Here is a 14,677-nt window from a genome sequence, read left to right on the forward strand (position 1 = left end):
AATATTGTAGTATGAGGAGGATGGGAAAGTACTCGGTTTTTTTTGTTTTTTTATTTTCTCTTTTAGCAAGTGGTTCAGCCTATGCTCAATATTTCCCTTCTGAGTATTGGCACGATGGCTGGATAGTGAATGATGATGCCGACACCCTGAGAGGAGAGATCAAATATGATCTGCCGAATGATTTAGTTCAGGTAAGAAACCGGGATCGGATCAACACCTTCTCCAGCCGCAAAATTGTCTACATAGAATTTTACGACAAGACAACCGAAAATTACAGACAGTTTTATTCGCTGCCCTATGCAGTTAACTACGACTACAAGGTGCCGATGCTCTTCGAGTTATTGTACGAGGGAGAGTTGTCTTTATTGACCAGAGAGTCAATTATTCAGGAAACTGTGCCGTCTGTACAGAGTTATTCCTTTAGTGGCTATAATCAAACAAGGCAAAGACTTGACTATAGTTTCTATTTCCTTGATAAAAAAGGTAATATCAGACTGTACAACGGGAAAAAACCTGAGCTTCAGGATGCTATGCGTGACAGGTGGTCGGAAGTAAAGCCCTTCATGAAAAAGAATCATTTATCGCCAGATAAAATCCGGGATCTTGTGCGTATCGTAGCTTTTTACAATTCGGTGAAATAATTAACAATGGCAAAAAAGAAACCCCTCATTCTCGTTTCCAACGACGATGGCATAACCAGTCGTGGCATTAGGAAGCTAGTAGAACTGATGAAAACACTTGGTGAGGTAATTGTGGTAGCACCCGACAGCCCCCAATCAGGGATGGGGCATGCCATCACCATCGGCGACACCTTGAGGCTGGATACGGACGATATTTTTGGCGATGTAAAAGCTTATAAATGCAGCGGCACACCTGCCGACTGTGTGAAAATTGGCAAGCACTATATATTGAAAGATATTCGCCCGGATCTGGTAGTTAGCGGAATCAATCATGGAAGCAACACGTCCATTAGTGTGCTGTATTCTGGCACTATGTCAGCGGCTATAGAGGCGGCTATGGAAGGATTGCCGGCCATCGGGTTCTCGCTATGTGATTATTCACAGGAGGCAGATTTTTCTCATGTGGACGAATTCATTCTAAAAATAGCAAAGCAGGCCCTTGAGAAAGGTATTCCGAAAGGAGTAGCGTTGAACGTGAATATTCCACCAAAGAGAAACGAGGCAATAAAAGGCATCAAAATGTGCCGCCAGGCAAATGCCAAATGGCAGGAGGAGTTCGACTTGCGCCACGACCCGTATGGTCGTCAGTATTTTTGGATGGCGGGCAATTTTGTGAACTTCGACAAGGGCGAGGACAACGACGAATGGGCCATTGCCAACAATTACATTTCTATTGTGCCTTGTCAGTACGACCTGACAGCCCATCATGCGTTGCCTATCCTTAACGACGAATGGGATTTCTAATCCTCTGATTCAGGCACCGCAACCACCGGCGGGTGGAAGAAGTTAAGCTTGTATTTCAAAAATAGATTGACAGCCGGCACTCCGTTGCCAACCGTCTTTCCGTAGCCTGGTACAATGAGTACGTCTGGATCGCCAGGGTTATCAATGCTGATCAAATGCCGGTAAGATACCCTGAATCCCAGCCAAAAATTGCCTCTGAAGTTTCCTTCCGATTGAATGGAAAGCTCCAGCCAGCTTGCCTTAAGGCCACCACGTGCAAAAGCTCTTTCGTATGGTTCAAATAAACTAGAGGCACTTTCTATGGTGGTAACGCCTGAATCTTCAAAAGACGCCATACCGTATTGAGCTCCCAGCAATAATTTATTTTTAGGGTTGATGGCTAATTGGTAGAACAAGCCAGGTTTTATATACGTGCCGGTGGCATTGTAGTCAGAGTTTTTGTAGGCTCCCGTTGGGTTGATGCTGCCATAGCCATAGCTGATGCTGCCCACATACCTGTTTTCAAACACTGCCTGTATGCCTCCCTCGGCTTTGCTTTCGAAAGGAGCGGGCAAAGTCAGCAGCTTCCCGTAGTCGAGCAGAAGGTGCAACTCAGTTAGAAAAGGATAATCGGTGGTGTCCTTTATCCTGGCAGGTTTAGGCTCCTCTTCTTCATCGTCCTCGTCGTCAATGGCGGGAGGATTCGGTTTGGCGGTCTTGGTTGTATCAGCCAGGCCTTCCGGATTCACCCGTGTTCTTGGTGGTTTTGGCCGGCCAATATCCTGGCTGTAAGCCGACAGGCTGACCAGCACAAATAGCAACAATATGGCAGCCTTAGAAATAGACATTGATGGTAGTTTTTGTGCTCAGGCAAGGGTCAGGCAACGCTTTGCAGTATACTTTCACACTGTCAAATGAAAACTTGTCGTCGGTTCTTTCAATGTTGGTGCCAATAAGCCTGGTGTAGCTCCTGGCAGTAAGGTCTTCAACAAACGAATAAGTAAGCTCCATGCTATCCACTTTGCCGGCAATTTCGAAATAATATACTTGACTGGATGTATTCATGTTTAGTGGCAGACTGAAGATGTTGGCACTATCTGAATACGAAACTTTGTTGCCATTGGCTGTGATGCTGGTGATCAAAATTGTGCCCTTGTTGATAGCCGCCGCTGTTTTAGTGAGCGGTGTCTTTGCTGCGGCAAGGGCGGCTTGTTCTGTGGTAATCTCCGTTTGCCTGGCCCTGGCTTCTGCGATCGCTGCCTGCACTGAATCTCTTTCCGGTATCAAATCATTGTTGCCTTCGGTAATTTGCTTGTTGAGGGAAGTTAGCGAGGTGTTGAGTGCCGAAAGCTGAGTAGTAAGGGCTGTCTTTTCCGTAGTTAAATGTTTCACGGCGGTGTCGATTGCTGCAATGGCCGAATTAATTTTTTGCAGACTGTCGATGTTGAAAAACCTGACTTTCACCGCTGGCTCTTTTTCATAGGGCTCTACTTCTCCAAGACAAGACAACAGCAAGGTACCTGTCAATAGGAAAAGAAGAATTTGCCAATGGTTTGTTTTTTTGCCCAACTTCATAGTTACTGCGGATCGACATCAAAAATAACGGATGTCTGGCGGAATATTTTATCCTGTTGCAATTCTTCCATCTTTTGAGTCAGGAATTCTTTGGCCTTAGGGATAGAAATACCACCTTTTTCCAACTTGATGGTAATTTCCTGATGGTATTGATTTCGTATTCTTGCTATTAACGGTTCCTGGGGGCCAAGTATTCTGTGGCCTCCCAACGAAGTTTGAATACTTTTTAAATAGTGATTGGCGGTTTCCCAAACCAACTGCTTGTCCTGGTTGCGGAAAAGCACCCGTATCATTCGCACAAATGGTGGGTAATGAAAGCTTTCCCTCTCCAAAATCTCCATCTGGTAGAATCGCTTGTAGTCGTTGGTTCGTACTAAATGAAAGACAGGCTGCTCGGGGTTGTTGGTCTGAATGATCACTTTGCCGTTGTTTGATCGACGTCCAGCCCGGCCGCTTACCTGTGTCATCATTTGAAAGGCCCGCTCATGTGAACGAAAATCAGGAAAATGAATGATGCGGTCGATGTCCAAAATGCCGACCAACTCTACATGGTCAAAGTCGAGGCCTTTGGTGATCATTTGTGTGCCTACCAGCACATCTATTTCACCATTTTCAAAGTTTTCGATGAGCTGTTCGTAAGTACTTCTCGTGCGGGTCGTGTCGTAGTCCATTCGGCTGATGCGGCCGGTAGGAAGCAACACCTTTAAATCATCTTCCAGCTTTTCTGTACCGAAACCTATGGTTTTAATTTTGGCCGAACCGCACGCCTCACAATGCGATGGAAGGGGTTCACGGAAACCACAGTAGTGGCAGAGCAGCTCCTGCCGGTACATGTGATACGTTAAGCTCACCGAGCAGTTAGCACACTTGGGTATGTGGGCACAGTCTTCGCAGTGAAGATAGGGCGCATAGCCTCTCCTGTTTTGAAAGAGGATGACCTGCTTGTTTTCTTCCAGCGTTTGCTCAATGGCCTGCAGCAATCCCGGCGACAAGTCGCCGTGCATTCGTTTTTTCTTTCGCTCATCTTTCAGGTCAATGAGGGCAGTTTCCGGCATTTGCACTTCACCAAACCGGGTTTCCAATGCTACCAGTCCGTACTTTTCATACACGGCGTTGTAGTAGCTCTCAACAGACGGTGTGGCCGAACCTAACAAGATTTTGGCATGGTGAATCTGCCCCAGCATAATGGCCGTGTCACGGGCGTGGTAGCGGGGCGCAGGGTCATATTGCTTGTACGACGACTCATGCTCCTCATCGATGATGATGAGAGAAAGATTGTTGAAGGGCAGAAAAACTGATGACCGCACGCCCACGACAATCGGGAATCGGCCGGAAAGCACACCGTTCCAAACTTCGACTCTCTCATTGTCGGAGTACTTGGAATGATAAATGCCGATTTTGTCGCCAAATACTTTTTTCAGACGCCGGAGTATTTGGGCCGTAAGCGCAATTTCGGGAAGCAAATACAGCGCCTGAGCTCCTTCGTCAAGCACTTGCTGGAGCAGGCGAATGTAGATCTCTGTTTTGCCGCTGCCGGTAACGCCATGGAGCAGCACCGTCGATTTTTTCTCGAAGAGGCCATGGATTTCGGATAGTTTCTCTTCCTGTAGTGACGTTAGCTCAGGAATAACCGCTTCCTTCTTTTTTGGCTCGCCAAATCGTGAAATTACCTTATCAAACTCTTCGAAAACCCCATTTTTTACCAAAGTGCCAAGCGATGAAGTAGAAAGGCCTGTTGAAAGGAATTCTCCTTTGGAGAGCCCCAGTTGGTTTCTTTCTTTCAGTTCATTCACAGGCACTTCTCTCAGGTATTTCATTACCAGCTCAAGTTGTTTTTCTTTCTTTTCGAGCTTTTGAAAGAGTGCTTCCAGTGCCAATAGGTCATTCTCCAGAGATGCTTGCAGCCGCACCCGCCTTTCTTTTTTAGGCTTGTACTTTTCAATGAGCTGCTCAAAAATCAGGATCGCTCCTTTGGCTGATAGCGATTTGATAAGGTGGTAGATGTTTTTAACGCCGGTGATCTGCGAAATCTCGTCATAGCTCAGGTGCTCTTTTTCTTCCAGGGCTTCTACCACCTTCCATTCTGAGTCGGAATAGGTGTGATTGCCGTCATCCGGGTCAAAGTCCGGGTGCTTCTGCACCATCGATTTGCTGCTGAGTTTTAGTCCTGATGGTAGGGCAGCATTTAGTACTTCACCGGGTGTGCACATGTAGTAGCTGGCCATCCACTGAATGAGCTGGAGCTGCTGGTCAACAATTACTGGCTGGTCGTCCAGCACGTCCAGAATTTCTCGGGCTTCATAGTTTTCCGGTTTGGTTCCATGAGTTTGGACAATAACACCGGTTAGTACTTTCTTTTGCCCAAAAGGCACAATCACTCTTCTGCCAGCCTCGGCTTTATCGACATGCTCCGCCGTTACCTCGTAGGTAAATAACCTGGGGATAGGCACAGGAAGGAGGATGTCGGCGAAGGATGCCATCAAATATTTACGAATGGATTTACTATCGTGAGTGACTCGTCAATGACCTGGCCGTTTTGTAAATCTTCGGAGTAAAGCAACGTGCAATCAGACTCAATTGCTGAGGCAATAATAAGGCTATCGAAAAAAGAAAATTTATATCTGGCCGCTAGTTGACATCCCTTTAGAATTGTAGTGTCAGTATTTGTGAAAACCATGTTGTTTTGGCAACATTCGATAATGGCTTTTTGAGCATCATCAAAGCTGAACTGAAATTTCCGAGTGATGATATTTGTGAATTCCTGAAGTACCTGCGTACTAATGATTGAGTTGAAGTTGGTGATCAAATTTCTTGAGGCCGTTTGTTTCTCTATTTCATTTTTAGAGTAAGCGTATATTAAAATATTGCTGTCTAGAAATATCTTATCGTTCATTGGCTTCATTACGGTCAAATCTGAAACCGGCAGTGTCAATGGAAATTGCTGAGAACGAAACTTTCTTGGGTATTGTCTTTTCTCTCTCTACTCCTTCATTTTTCCTGAAGGCAATTACTTCTACTTCTGTACCAACATAATCGGCTGGTACTTCGATTGAAACCTGCTGCTTTTTGGGGATTAAACTGGTTCTTACCATAGTTTTAGTTCATTTGCCTGCTTATCAAAGATAGCCAAAATACTCCAAATAGTGAGTTGCTGACCTAATCTTCCGATTAAACAATCAACGACAAAGCTTCTTTTATCGTGCCCACCGGTCGCTGGCAGGCTCGGTTATAACAAACGTAAACCGTAGCCTTTTCATTCACCATCTTTTTGTCAACCAGCATCGGTAATGCGTCCGTTTCCTTTTCTGAAACTGCCACCACCTTGTTAGGTAGGTAGGTCTGTTGTAGCTCACCTGCAAGCTTGCCTGCACCAGGTCCTACTATGGCAATTTCCGCTGTGGGTTTGGCCAGCTGACCTGCCATCATGGCCCAGTTGGTGAGGTAGTCGGGCTCCGTGAGTATCAACAACTTTAGTCTGGCGGTCATTTCCTCAGCAAGTGTAAGGTAGTCGTTGTTTTCAAAGTAAAGCCCCAGCTTGTGCAGGTTGTGCGCCATTATCGAATTGGTGGAGGGAATCACGTTGTCAAATACTTCCTTCTTTCGGGCAATCAGTTTTTCTCCCTTGCTTGAGGTGTAATAGAAAAGTCGTTCTTCGTTATCAAAGAACTCTTCCATCACTTTGCTGGACAGCAAATAGGCAAACTGAAGCCATTCCCGATCAAAGCTGGCTTCATACAGCTTGATGAGGCCGTCAACGGTAGCAGCATAGTCTTCCAGATAGCCATAAAGTTTGGCTTCACCATTTTTGTAGGTACGATGCAGTACGCCGCTGTGCCACGCTTTGCTTTTGATAAACGAAGCGCAATTGAAAGCAAGCTTGCCAAATTTATCTTCTTTGAAAACAATCGCCGCATCTGCCAGCCCTTTGATCAAGAGCCCGTTCCATCCGGTGAGAATTTTATCGTCTAAACCAGGCCTTACCCGAGACGCTCTGACTTGCATGGCTCGCTCATTGAAGGCAGCCAGGGCTTGCTTAGCCTGAGCTATCGGCAATTGATGCCTGCCGCCCACCGTTTCGATGGCATCGGTAACAAACAAGATATTTCTGCCGTGCTCCCAGTTGCCATTCTCTGAGATATTGTAATAGTCTTTGATAAATTCCTTTTGATCTCCTGCTATTGCTTCAAACTCAGGTTGCGTCCAGATGTAGAACTTGCCTTCCACGCCCTCACTGTCGGCATCGAGGGCAGCATAGAAGCCACCTTCTTCGTGCAGCATTTCTCGCTCCAGCCATTTCACTGTTTGATACACCACCTCTTTGAATAGCGGATTTTCCGTCACCTGATAAGCTTCCGAATACAAAGAGAGGAGCTGGGCGTTGTCGTACAGCATTTTCTCAAAGTGAGGAGCAAACCATTCGCCATCCACCGAGTAGCGAGCAAAGCCACCGCCGGCCTGATCGTAGATGCCCCCCTGAGCCATTTTGATGAGTGTGAAATGCACGTGATCAACCAGTTGCTGGCTGTTGGTAGCATGCCCATGACGCAGCAGGAACAGCCAAATGCTGGGCATGGGGAATTTAGGTGCTTTTTGCAGGCCTCCCCAAATGGTATCAAACTTTGGGAGCAATCTGCCAGCTGCAGAACTGATTTCCGCAAGAGAAAAGCTGCTTTCCGGCGAAGAAAGGCTGAACTGTTCCAGCACACTACCACCAAGGTGGTCAGCGAACTTCTCAGCTGAGTCTTCCAGCTCCTGGCGTTGCTTGATAAATGCCTCAGCTATGTTTTCGAGTAGACCAGCCCAGTTCTTCGCAGGGAAATAGGTGCCGCCGTAGAAGGGTTTTTGCTCCGGCGTAAGAAACACATTGAGGGGCCAGCCGCCGTTCAGCCCCATGGCTTGCACGGCGTCCATGTACACCTGGTCCACATCGGGCCGTTCCTCCCGGTCGACTTTGATGCACACATAGTGGTCGTTCATGAGCTGGGCGATGGCTTCGTTTTCAAACGACTCATGTTCCATCACGTGACACCAATGGCAGGCAGAGTAACCTATACTGAGAATAATAGGCTTGTCTTCCTTCAATGCCTTGTCCAGCGCTTCTTCTCCCCAGGGCTGCCAGTCGACGGGGTTGAAGGCGTGTTGTAGCAGGTAGGGGCTTGTTTCACTGATCAGCTTGTTGGGCTGCGGGCCTTTGGTCATAGAATTTCCTTTTTCAGGGCTTGTATCTCTTGTTCTAAATTCAATTGGCTACTCAATTGTTCCATTTCTTCCATCGTCTTTTTCAAAAAAGCCTGATGGTGTGCCGAAGCCGGGTGAAAAGGCTTGTGTTCAAGGTTTCTTTTCAACTTCTGCCACTTAAGAATCAGCTGCCTGGTGGGCTCATCGAAGTAAGCTCCGGAGAACTTTTCCCAGATATAGTCGTGCGCTGTTTCGTTGGGGTGGATCATGTCCTTCTCGTAGAAGCGATAGTCCCGCAGGTCGTCCATCATGACCTCGTAGGAGGGAAAGTAGCTAACCTCAGGGAATGCGGTCATTTCAGCCACCGCCACCCGCAGGATGGACTTACTTTGGCTGTTGACTACAAGTGTGTCTTTGACATGCCGTACGGGGCTAACAGTGACTATCATTTGGATTCCGGAATTAACCTGAAAAAGCTGGTTCCGCACATTTTCGTAGGCTCTGATCACCTCTTTAACCGACAATATCCTTTTTGAAAATTGGCTGGCAGACACTTTGTGGCAATTGGCCACTATTTCTCCTGAGCGTTCGTATACTACGGCCGTGCCTAAAGTAACGATGAGCCATTTTGCATCAGCGAGGGTTTTGGTGGTTTTTTGCTCAAGCTGTTGCACCTCTGCCTGGAGTTCCTCTTTGGTTCCTTTCCCAAACTTTGAATGCAGGTCGAAGTGCTGGTAAATGCCCTGACTTTCAACGATTCCCTCATTTGTAAAACTGGTGTTGCTTGCAGCTTGTGAAAGCAGCTTGAAAATGGAGACAGGATTGTAGACTGTACCAAATGGATTGATGTCGACTGAAAACTTGTTTTCAGCCAGGCGATTGCCCATGACATCAGCAAAGCAGGAGCCCATGGTCAGGATCGAATCCTGATGGGTGATTAAATGCTGATGTGGCGTTGTGCTAATTTCGGTGCGAAACATGTCGCAAAATAAGTAAATAACGTATGGAGAAGCATCGTTATTTAAGATGCATGAATTTTTGTAGATTTAATCTGTTAATACTTTAGTTATGACTGACTACAAACAAATTATTACAATTGAACCAGGGAAGAGAGGAGGCAAGCCGTGTATCCGTGGAATGCGTATTACTGTTAGTGATATTCTTGGTTGGTTGGCTTCAGGGATGACGGTTCAGGAAATATTGGCTGACTTCGACGAACTGACCGAAACGGATATATATGCAGCCTTAAGTTACGCAGCTGATAGGGAGAATAGGATTTATCAGGTGTCCCAATGAAATTCTTGTTCGATCAGAATATCTCTCATAGAATTCTGAAATACCTTCCGATCGAATTTTCCAACGCTACACATGTTAAAAAGGAAGGCCTGATCAATGTTCGGGACAATGCTATTTGGGAATTTGCTAAGGTTAATGGCTATACCATAGTAACACAAGACTCCGATTTCAATGATCTTAATTTACTTTATGGGTTTCCTCCAAAAATAATCTGGATACGCACTGGCAACCTCAAAACACAGATGATAGTAGAGATTTTAACAGAATATCAGCATGAGATTTATCAATTTCTTCAAGATGATAGTTTCGGGTGTTTTGAGATAGTAAGCTTCAGATCAAATAACTAAGTTGACCTAATGCTGAGTGAAAGAGTTACTCAGTTATGAAGGTTTACGCACAAAAAAAGGCGCCTTATGAGCGCCTTTCCTTTATGATTTTGTATTCGGATTATTCACCGACAACATTCACAGTGATCTCGTGCTTCACATTTTTGTGAAGATCAAGCAATACTGTGTGTTCACCAACGTTCTTCACAGCCTCTTTGAAAGTGATTCTCTTACGATCCACTTCAAATCCTTTGTCTTTAAGAGCGTCAGAAATTTGAAGAGCTGTAACAGCACCAAATATTTTGCCGCTTTCGCCAGCCTTGGTGTTGATCGTTACAGTCAAATCGCCGATAGATGCTGCAAGCGCCTGAGCGTCCTGAATGATCTTTTCTGCTTTGTGAGCAGCCTGGCGGATGTTTTCTTCAATTTGCTTCTTATTGGAGTTATTGGCGATAATAGCCAATCCCTGAGGAATCAGGTAGTTACGTCCAAACCCTGGCTTTACAGAAACTGTGTCGTTTTTGTAGCCAACGCCTTTTACGTCTTCTTTTAGTATAATTTCCATGATCCTCGGTGGTTTACTTCAATGAATCAGTTACGTACGGTAGAATAGCAATATGTCTTGCTCTTTTTACCGCCTGGGCTACTTTCTTCTGGAACTTAAGGCTGGTGCCTGTTAGTCTTCTTGGAAGAATTTTACCTTGTTCGTTTACAAATTTCAACAGGAAGTTAGCATCCTTGTAATCAATGTATTTGATTCCGTTCTTCTTAAAACGGCAATACTTCTTGATTTTCTGGATGTCCCTGTTGATGGGTTCGTTCATCAGTGTCATGCTGCGACCTCCTTATCTTTTTTGTTGAATTCGCCTTTCCTACGCTTGTTGTTGTACTCGACTGCGTCTTTGTTCAACGCAACGGTAAGGAAACGCATAACTTTTTCGTCACGACGGAACTCGGTTTCGAGTGCTGCCACAACCCCAGGAGCTGCTTTAAATTCAAAGTACTGATAGAAACCTGTGGTTTTGTGCTGGATCGGATACGCCAGCTTTTTCAAGCCCCAATTTTCCTCATTGACCATGTCAGCGCCATTGTCGACGGCCACGGTTTTGAATTTTTCAACAGCATCCTTCATCTGAACATCAGACAAAACGGGAGTTAAAATGAATACTGTCTCGTAATTGTTAAGCATTGTATAACTTATTAATTAAATGGGCTGCAAAGGTATGTAATTGATTCCTAATTGACAAGGCGCTGTCAGATAAGTTGATATGCCCCTTGATTATGCGTTGGAATCCTCAGAAAGAAGCGGAGATAGCTTGGATTATTTTACCGTAAAGGAGCCTGCGCCCATCAGGTAACCGTCGGTGTACACTTCCACTTTGTGAATGCCCAGCGCATATTCACTGCCCTTGTTGTAAAGAAAGGACAGTTTTTGGCGGGTATTGTCGAAAAGAATCTCTTGCTTGGCTGTGAAGTACATCTCACGGTTGTCGAACATAAAAGTACCTGATCCTCTCGTAACGTCGAAAAGCACGTTTCCATCAGGAGCCACTATGCGCACCAGCACATCCTTGCCGTCTACGGGTGCCACTTTGTTTTCAGCTATGTTGAACGTGACTTTGATCGATTCTATCTGACGATTTTTAAACTCGCCAATAGTTTCTTTACCCCTGCTATTGACAGCGGCTATTACCATGTTTTCCACCTTCAGTTGAGAGGCAAGGGCCACTTTTTCTTCAAGCTTGTTTTTGGACTGATTGAGGTCTCTTATGGAAGCTGTCAACTCATTTTTCTCTTCTTTCAGGCCTGTGTTCTCAGTTAAAAGCTTCTCATTGATGGCTCTTAGCTTGGTAATCTCTTCGTCTTGTGCAACCAGAAGTTCACGGTAACCTTCCACTCTGGCTTTTAGCTGCCCAATTTCTCTGTTGCTTCGGGTTCTTATGGCCTCTTTTTCTTTCTCCAGCTGCTCTTTCACTTTCAAAAGCGTGTCTATCTCACCACCCAGTTCGGTAATGGTTTGGATTCGTTTATCGAGTTCAGATGATACCGAATCAAGACTGAAATATGTTTCGGTCAGCTCCTCCTGCTTCGCCATATTGTCTGCCGTGAGCGATTTATTGGTGCTGTAGTCGATACCTATCTTCACTAAAGCCAACAACAAAAGGATAGCCAGGGCTATGACGATTGATTGCTGCTTTTTATTATTACTTCCTCCTTCACTCATGGTATTGGTCTATTACTGTGCACAATGTAAAAACAGCCGCAAAATTAGGGAACTAATGTCTTAAAACAATGTTAATTGCCGTCATTACAGCTAGTTTATGAATTTGGATGCCAATTTTTGAACAAAAAGATACCTGGATGGGTCAACTGGATGGGATGCCGGTGCCATTACCACACCTCTTAAGGCCTATTTTGATCAGCTCGCCGACAAACAAGCCAGGATTCTGATCCCTGGAGCGGGAAATGGCTACGAAGCCGAATACCTTTTCAAAGTGGGCTTCCAAAACGTTTTTGTTATAGATTTAAGTCGTGAACCGCTCAACAACCTTCGTCAAAGAGTACCGGAGCTGCCCCAAGAGCAGCTGATAGAAGGGGATTTTTTTGACCATAACGGCCAATACGATCTTATCGTCGAGCAGACTTTCTTTTGCGCAATCGATCCGTCACTGAGGCAAAGGTATGCCGGGAAAACATATGAGTTATTGAGGCCTGGAGGTAAGTTCGTGGGTGTTTTATTTGACGACCCGCTCAATAGCGACCGCCCACCTTTTGGCGGCAATGCTGCGGAGTACAGGACGTATTTTGAGCCACTGTTTGATTTTAAGGTATTTGAGACCTGTTACAATTCAATTCCACCCAGGGCTGGCAGGGAGCTATTTATCCATTTGACAAAAAAGGAAACCATTTCTTAGTCGTCAGTTTAGCACCATAGTACCTCTGTCTCTTTCCTCAAGTCAGGGTTGAAGAAAAGTATGCCGGCATGAAAAATATCAACCGACAGTGTCACCGTTTCATGCTGGGTTAGCTGCTGCCATGCCCGGTCCATTCCCGCCGACCAGTGAATGTCTCCGACTACGACGATGCTTTGCTGGTGCAGGCTCCCCCGCAAAGTCTCAAAGAATGAAAGTGTGGCTTCTTCGCTGTGATGCGCATCTATGAAGACCAGATCTAGTTTCGGTGTGGTTTGAATAAAAGGAATGAGCGCTTCCTGTGCCCTACCTTCTATAAGCTTTATGTTTTGGCAGGCCAGCCGATCAAAAGTCTCTCTAGCCATGGCGGCAATGGCCGGGCTTCCTTCAATGGTGGTTAATTGTCCTGAAGAAGCCTTGTTTATATAGGCAGCCGAAATGCCCAGAGAAGTGCCAATTTCCAGGCTGTGTTCGGGTTGCTGAAATCTTGTCAGTCGGTATAAAAAGAAACAAAAGGCTTGGGAAGACAGGCTGTGTTTCGCTATGCTTGCCACTGTTCGTTGTTGCGAGAGACTGACGAGCGAACCCGCTCCGGGGTCTTGCAAGTCGATGAGTCTTTTGTCCTTTAATAAAGCCTTGCGCAGCTTTTCAATAGGCTCGAAAGCCGCAGATGGGCTTTTGGGCTTTAGTACCTCATTATAAAACTTGAAAAGAAAAGGGCCGTGCAAAGACTGCTCATCAACAGCATTGAGCCAGTAGGAAAAGTATGCTTTGGCAGGATAAAGCCTTCTGGAAAGCAACAAGAATCAATTGAGTTTATAAGGCACCACCATGGTGAACTCTGGAATCTTCACTTGGAATTTTTTACCGTCGAGCACTTTTTCCATGAGGTAGGAGCCCAGCATTTTGCCAACGCCCGACCGGAGGTTGCATCCGCTTACGTACTGATGGGTTTCGCCGGGTTCCAGAATTGGCTGCTGGCCCACTACGCCTTCGCCTTCCACTTCCCTCACTTGCGTGTTGAGGTCGTGGATGTACCAGTGGCGGCGCAAAAGCTGTATGGTATTGTCTCCGCAGTTCTCTATGGTAATCTTGTAAGTAAACACAAAGTGCATCTGCTTCGGATTGGAGTATTCCGGCTGATATTCTGTGATGACGCTCACTTTTACCCCTTCTGTAATTTCAGTTACCATGAAATTGTAAGACTTAAATGCGGATGCCTATATTAGGGTTGGTTGTTGCCAGGAGGCTATTAAGATACAAAGAAAATCAAAAAAATGATTCATGGATGTAAAAATTGAAGAAAGCTGGAAGAAGAAATTGTTACCTGAATTTGACAAAAGCTATTTCGTCGACCTTACTTCTTTCGTAAAAGATGAATACTCAAAGCATATTGTTTACCCTCCAGGCAAAGAAATTTTCAGTGCATTTGCCCACTGTCCCTTTGATCAGGTAAAGGTGGTGATCATTGGCCAGGATCCATATCATGGCGCAAATCAGGCCAATGGCTTGTGTTTTTCGGTAAAAGACGGTATTAAAATGCCACCGTCGCTGGTCAATATTTTTAAAGAACTTGCCAACGATCTTGGAAAGGATATTCCTCCTTCGGGCAATCTGGAGCGTTGGGCCGATCAGGGTGTGTTGCTGCTCAATGCGACGCTAACCGTGAGAGCCAGCAGCCCGGGATCGCATCAGAACCGAGGGTGGGAAACTTTTACTGACGAAGTGATAAAGACGGTTTCGGCGGAAAAGGAAAATGTGGTTTTCATTTTATGGGGAGCTTATGCGCAGCGTAAAGGAGCCGTTATTGATAAGTCAAAACACTGTGTGATAGAATCACCGCATCCGTCTCCTTTTTCTGCACATAGTGGCTTTTTTGGTAGTAAGCCGTTTAGTAAAACGAATGAGTACCTGAAATCGAAGGGGTTAAGGGAGGTTGATTGGTGATTAATAGAAATAAAAATTTTATAAATTGACGTCACCAAAC

Annotated in this window: 19 protein-coding genes; 6 read left to right on the forward strand and 13 right to left on the reverse strand. The window is 45.5% G+C overall.

Annotated elements, in window-relative coordinates; genetic code table 11:
• Positions 1-11: 11 nt before the first annotated feature.
• Positions 12-641: a hypothetical protein gene (locus RT717_RS01540; protein ID WP_317489989.1), complete on the forward strand. Its 630-nt coding sequence runs from the start codon at positions 12-14 to the stop codon at positions 639-641.
• Positions 642-647: 6 nt separating this feature from the next.
• On the forward strand, positions 648-1,424 hold the full coding sequence (gene surE / locus RT717_RS01545) for a 5'/3'-nucleotidase SurE (protein WP_317489990.1): 777 nt from the start codon (positions 648-650) through the stop codon (positions 1,422-1,424).
• On the opposite strand, the gene RT717_RS01550 is transcribed toward surE, so the two are convergent.
• The 7 genes from RT717_RS01550 to RT717_RS01580 form a co-directional block, all read right to left on the reverse strand.
• Positions 1,421-2,251, reverse strand: coding sequence for a DUF6048 family protein (locus RT717_RS01550; protein ID WP_317489991.1), 831 nt, complete (start codon positions 2,249-2,251; stop codon positions 1,421-1,423). The genes surE and RT717_RS01550 overlap by 4 nt on opposite strands.
• Complete coding sequence (locus RT717_RS01555; protein WP_317489992.1) at positions 2,238-2,978, reverse strand: hypothetical protein; 741 nt, start codon at positions 2,976-2,978, stop codon at positions 2,238-2,240. The genes RT717_RS01550 and RT717_RS01555 overlap by 14 nt, the downstream gene beginning before the upstream one ends.
• A 2-nt stretch (positions 2,979-2,980) precedes the next feature.
• Entirely contained in the window at positions 2,981-5,458 is a 2,478-nt protein-coding gene (gene priA, locus RT717_RS01560) for a replication restart helicase PriA (RefSeq protein WP_317492399.1), read from the reverse strand.
• Positions 5,458-5,871, reverse strand: coding sequence for a PIN domain-containing protein (locus RT717_RS01565; RefSeq protein ID WP_317489993.1), 414 nt, complete (start codon positions 5,869-5,871; stop codon positions 5,458-5,460). Before RT717_RS01565 ends, priA begins: the two co-directional genes overlap by 1 nt.
• Positions 5,861-6,070: a hypothetical protein gene (locus RT717_RS01570; RefSeq protein WP_317489994.1), complete on the reverse strand. Its 210-nt coding sequence runs from the start codon at positions 6,068-6,070 to the stop codon at positions 5,861-5,863. The genes RT717_RS01565 and RT717_RS01570 overlap by 11 nt, the downstream gene beginning before the upstream one ends.
• A 76-nt stretch (positions 6,071-6,146) precedes the next feature.
• On the reverse strand, positions 6,147-8,177 hold the full coding sequence (locus RT717_RS01575) for a thioredoxin domain-containing protein (RefSeq protein ID WP_317489995.1): 2,031 nt from the start codon (positions 8,175-8,177) through the stop codon (positions 6,147-6,149).
• A complete protein-coding gene (locus RT717_RS01580) occupies positions 8,174-9,136 on the reverse strand; it encodes a GSCFA domain-containing protein (RefSeq protein WP_317489996.1) in 963 nt (320 codons plus the stop codon). The genes RT717_RS01575 and RT717_RS01580 overlap by 4 nt, the downstream gene beginning before the upstream one ends.
• 88 nt (positions 9,137-9,224) lie before the next feature.
• Between RT717_RS01580 and RT717_RS01585 the strand changes: the two genes are divergently transcribed.
• Together RT717_RS01585 and RT717_RS01590 are read left to right on the forward strand one after the other, a co-directional pair.
• Positions 9,225-9,452: a DUF433 domain-containing protein gene (locus RT717_RS01585; RefSeq protein ID WP_151997142.1), complete on the forward strand. Its 228-nt coding sequence runs from the start codon at positions 9,225-9,227 to the stop codon at positions 9,450-9,452.
• Positions 9,449-9,799, forward strand: coding sequence for a DUF5615 family PIN-like protein (locus tag RT717_RS01590; RefSeq protein ID WP_317489997.1), 351 nt, complete (start codon positions 9,449-9,451; stop codon positions 9,797-9,799). Before RT717_RS01585 ends, RT717_RS01590 begins: the two co-directional genes overlap by 4 nt.
• Before the next feature lie 100 nt (positions 9,800-9,899).
• Here RT717_RS01590 and rplI read toward each other — a convergent pair whose 3' ends face one another.
• The 4 genes from rplI to RT717_RS01610 form a co-directional block, all read right to left on the reverse strand.
• Positions 9,900-10,343 (reverse strand): 50S ribosomal protein L9, encoded by a 444-nt coding sequence (rplI, locus tag RT717_RS01595; RefSeq protein ID WP_317489998.1) that lies wholly within the window; start codon positions 10,341-10,343, stop codon positions 9,900-9,902.
• A gap of 13 nt (positions 10,344-10,356) precedes the next feature.
• Positions 10,357-10,611: a 30S ribosomal protein S18 gene (rpsR, locus tag RT717_RS01600; protein ID WP_151997139.1), complete on the reverse strand. Its 255-nt coding sequence runs from the start codon at positions 10,609-10,611 to the stop codon at positions 10,357-10,359.
• Positions 10,608-10,967, reverse strand: coding sequence for a 30S ribosomal protein S6 (gene rpsF, locus RT717_RS01605; RefSeq protein ID WP_317489999.1), 360 nt, complete (start codon positions 10,965-10,967; stop codon positions 10,608-10,610). The genes rpsR and rpsF overlap by 4 nt, the downstream gene beginning before the upstream one ends.
• A gap of 132 nt (positions 10,968-11,099) precedes the next feature.
• The gene (locus RT717_RS01610) at positions 11,100-12,002 is read right to left on the reverse strand and encodes a chromosome segregation protein SMC (protein WP_317490000.1); all 903 of its coding nucleotides are present in this window, start codon (positions 12,000-12,002) and stop codon (positions 11,100-11,102) included.
• A 166-nt stretch (positions 12,003-12,168) separates the two neighbouring features.
• Between RT717_RS01610 and RT717_RS01615 the strand changes: the two genes are divergently transcribed.
• Positions 12,169-12,693: a methyltransferase domain-containing protein gene (locus RT717_RS01615; protein WP_317492400.1), complete on the forward strand. Its 525-nt coding sequence runs from the start codon at positions 12,169-12,171 to the stop codon at positions 12,691-12,693.
• Between the two features lie 8 nt (positions 12,694-12,701).
• Here the strand turns inward: RT717_RS01615 and RT717_RS01620 are convergent, their stop codons facing one another.
• Entirely contained in the window at positions 12,702-13,493 is a 792-nt protein-coding gene (locus tag RT717_RS01620; protein ID WP_317490001.1) for an O-methyltransferase, read from the reverse strand.
• 3 nt (positions 13,494-13,496) lie between these two features.
• Entirely contained in the window at positions 13,497-13,883 is a 387-nt protein-coding gene (gene apaG, locus RT717_RS01625) for a Co2+/Mg2+ efflux protein ApaG (RefSeq protein WP_151997133.1), read from the reverse strand.
• A 91-nt stretch (positions 13,884-13,974) separates the two neighbouring features.
• Between apaG and ung the strand changes: the two genes are divergently transcribed.
• Positions 13,975-14,637 (forward strand): uracil-DNA glycosylase, encoded by a 663-nt coding sequence (ung, locus tag RT717_RS01630; protein WP_317490002.1) that lies wholly within the window; start codon positions 13,975-13,977, stop codon positions 14,635-14,637.
• The last annotated feature ends 40 nt before the right edge of the window (positions 14,638-14,677 follow it).

This window comes from Imperialibacter roseus, from assembly GCF_032999765.1.
GTDB lineage: Bacteria > Bacteroidota > Bacteroidia > Cytophagales > Cyclobacteriaceae > Imperialibacter > Imperialibacter roseus.

Coding starts and splice junctions, on each gene's coding strand:
- RT717_RS01540 (WP_317489989.1), top strand. CDS start 12: ATGAGGAGGATGGGAAAGTACTCGGTTTTTTTTGTTTTTTTATTTTCT.
- surE (WP_317489990.1), top strand. CDS start 648: ATGGCAAAAAAGAAACCCCTCATTCTCGTTTCCAACGACGATGGCATA.
- RT717_RS01550 (WP_317489991.1), bottom strand. CDS start 2,251: ATGTCTATTTCTAAGGCTGCCATATTGTTGCTATTTGTGCTGGTCAGC.
- RT717_RS01555 (WP_317489992.1), bottom strand. CDS start 2,978: ATGAAGTTGGGCAAAAAAACAAACCATTGGCAAATTCTTCTTTTCCTA.
- priA (WP_317492399.1), bottom strand. CDS start 5,458: ATGGCATCCTTCGCCGACATCCTCCTTCCTGTGCCTATCCCCAGGTTA.
- RT717_RS01565 (WP_317489993.1), bottom strand. CDS start 5,871: ATGAACGATAAGATATTTCTAGACAGCAATATTTTAATATACGCTTAC.
- RT717_RS01570 (WP_317489994.1), bottom strand. CDS start 6,070: ATGGTAAGAACCAGTTTAATCCCCAAAAAGCAGCAGGTTTCAATCGAA.
- RT717_RS01575 (WP_317489995.1), bottom strand. CDS start 8,177: ATGACCAAAGGCCCGCAGCCCAACAAGCTGATCAGTGAAACAAGCCCC.
- RT717_RS01580 (WP_317489996.1), bottom strand. CDS start 9,136: ATGTTTCGCACCGAAATTAGCACAACGCCACATCAGCATTTAATCACC.
- RT717_RS01585 (WP_151997142.1), top strand. CDS start 9,225: ATGACTGACTACAAACAAATTATTACAATTGAACCAGGGAAGAGAGGA.
- RT717_RS01590 (WP_317489997.1), top strand. CDS start 9,449: ATGAAATTCTTGTTCGATCAGAATATCTCTCATAGAATTCTGAAATAC.
- rplI (WP_317489998.1), bottom strand. CDS start 10,343: ATGGAAATTATACTAAAAGAAGACGTAAAAGGCGTTGGCTACAAAAAC.
- rpsR (WP_151997139.1), bottom strand. CDS start 10,611: ATGACACTGATGAACGAACCCATCAACAGGGACATCCAGAAAATCAAG.
- rpsF (WP_317489999.1), bottom strand. CDS start 10,967: ATGCTTAACAATTACGAGACAGTATTCATTTTAACTCCCGTTTTGTCT.
- RT717_RS01610 (WP_317490000.1), bottom strand. CDS start 12,002: ATGAGTGAAGGAGGAAGTAATAATAAAAAGCAGCAATCAATCGTCATA.
- apaG (WP_151997133.1), bottom strand. CDS start 13,883: ATGGTAACTGAAATTACAGAAGGGGTAAAAGTGAGCGTCATCACAGAA.
- ung (WP_317490002.1), top strand. CDS start 13,975: ATGGATGTAAAAATTGAAGAAAGCTGGAAGAAGAAATTGTTACCTGAA.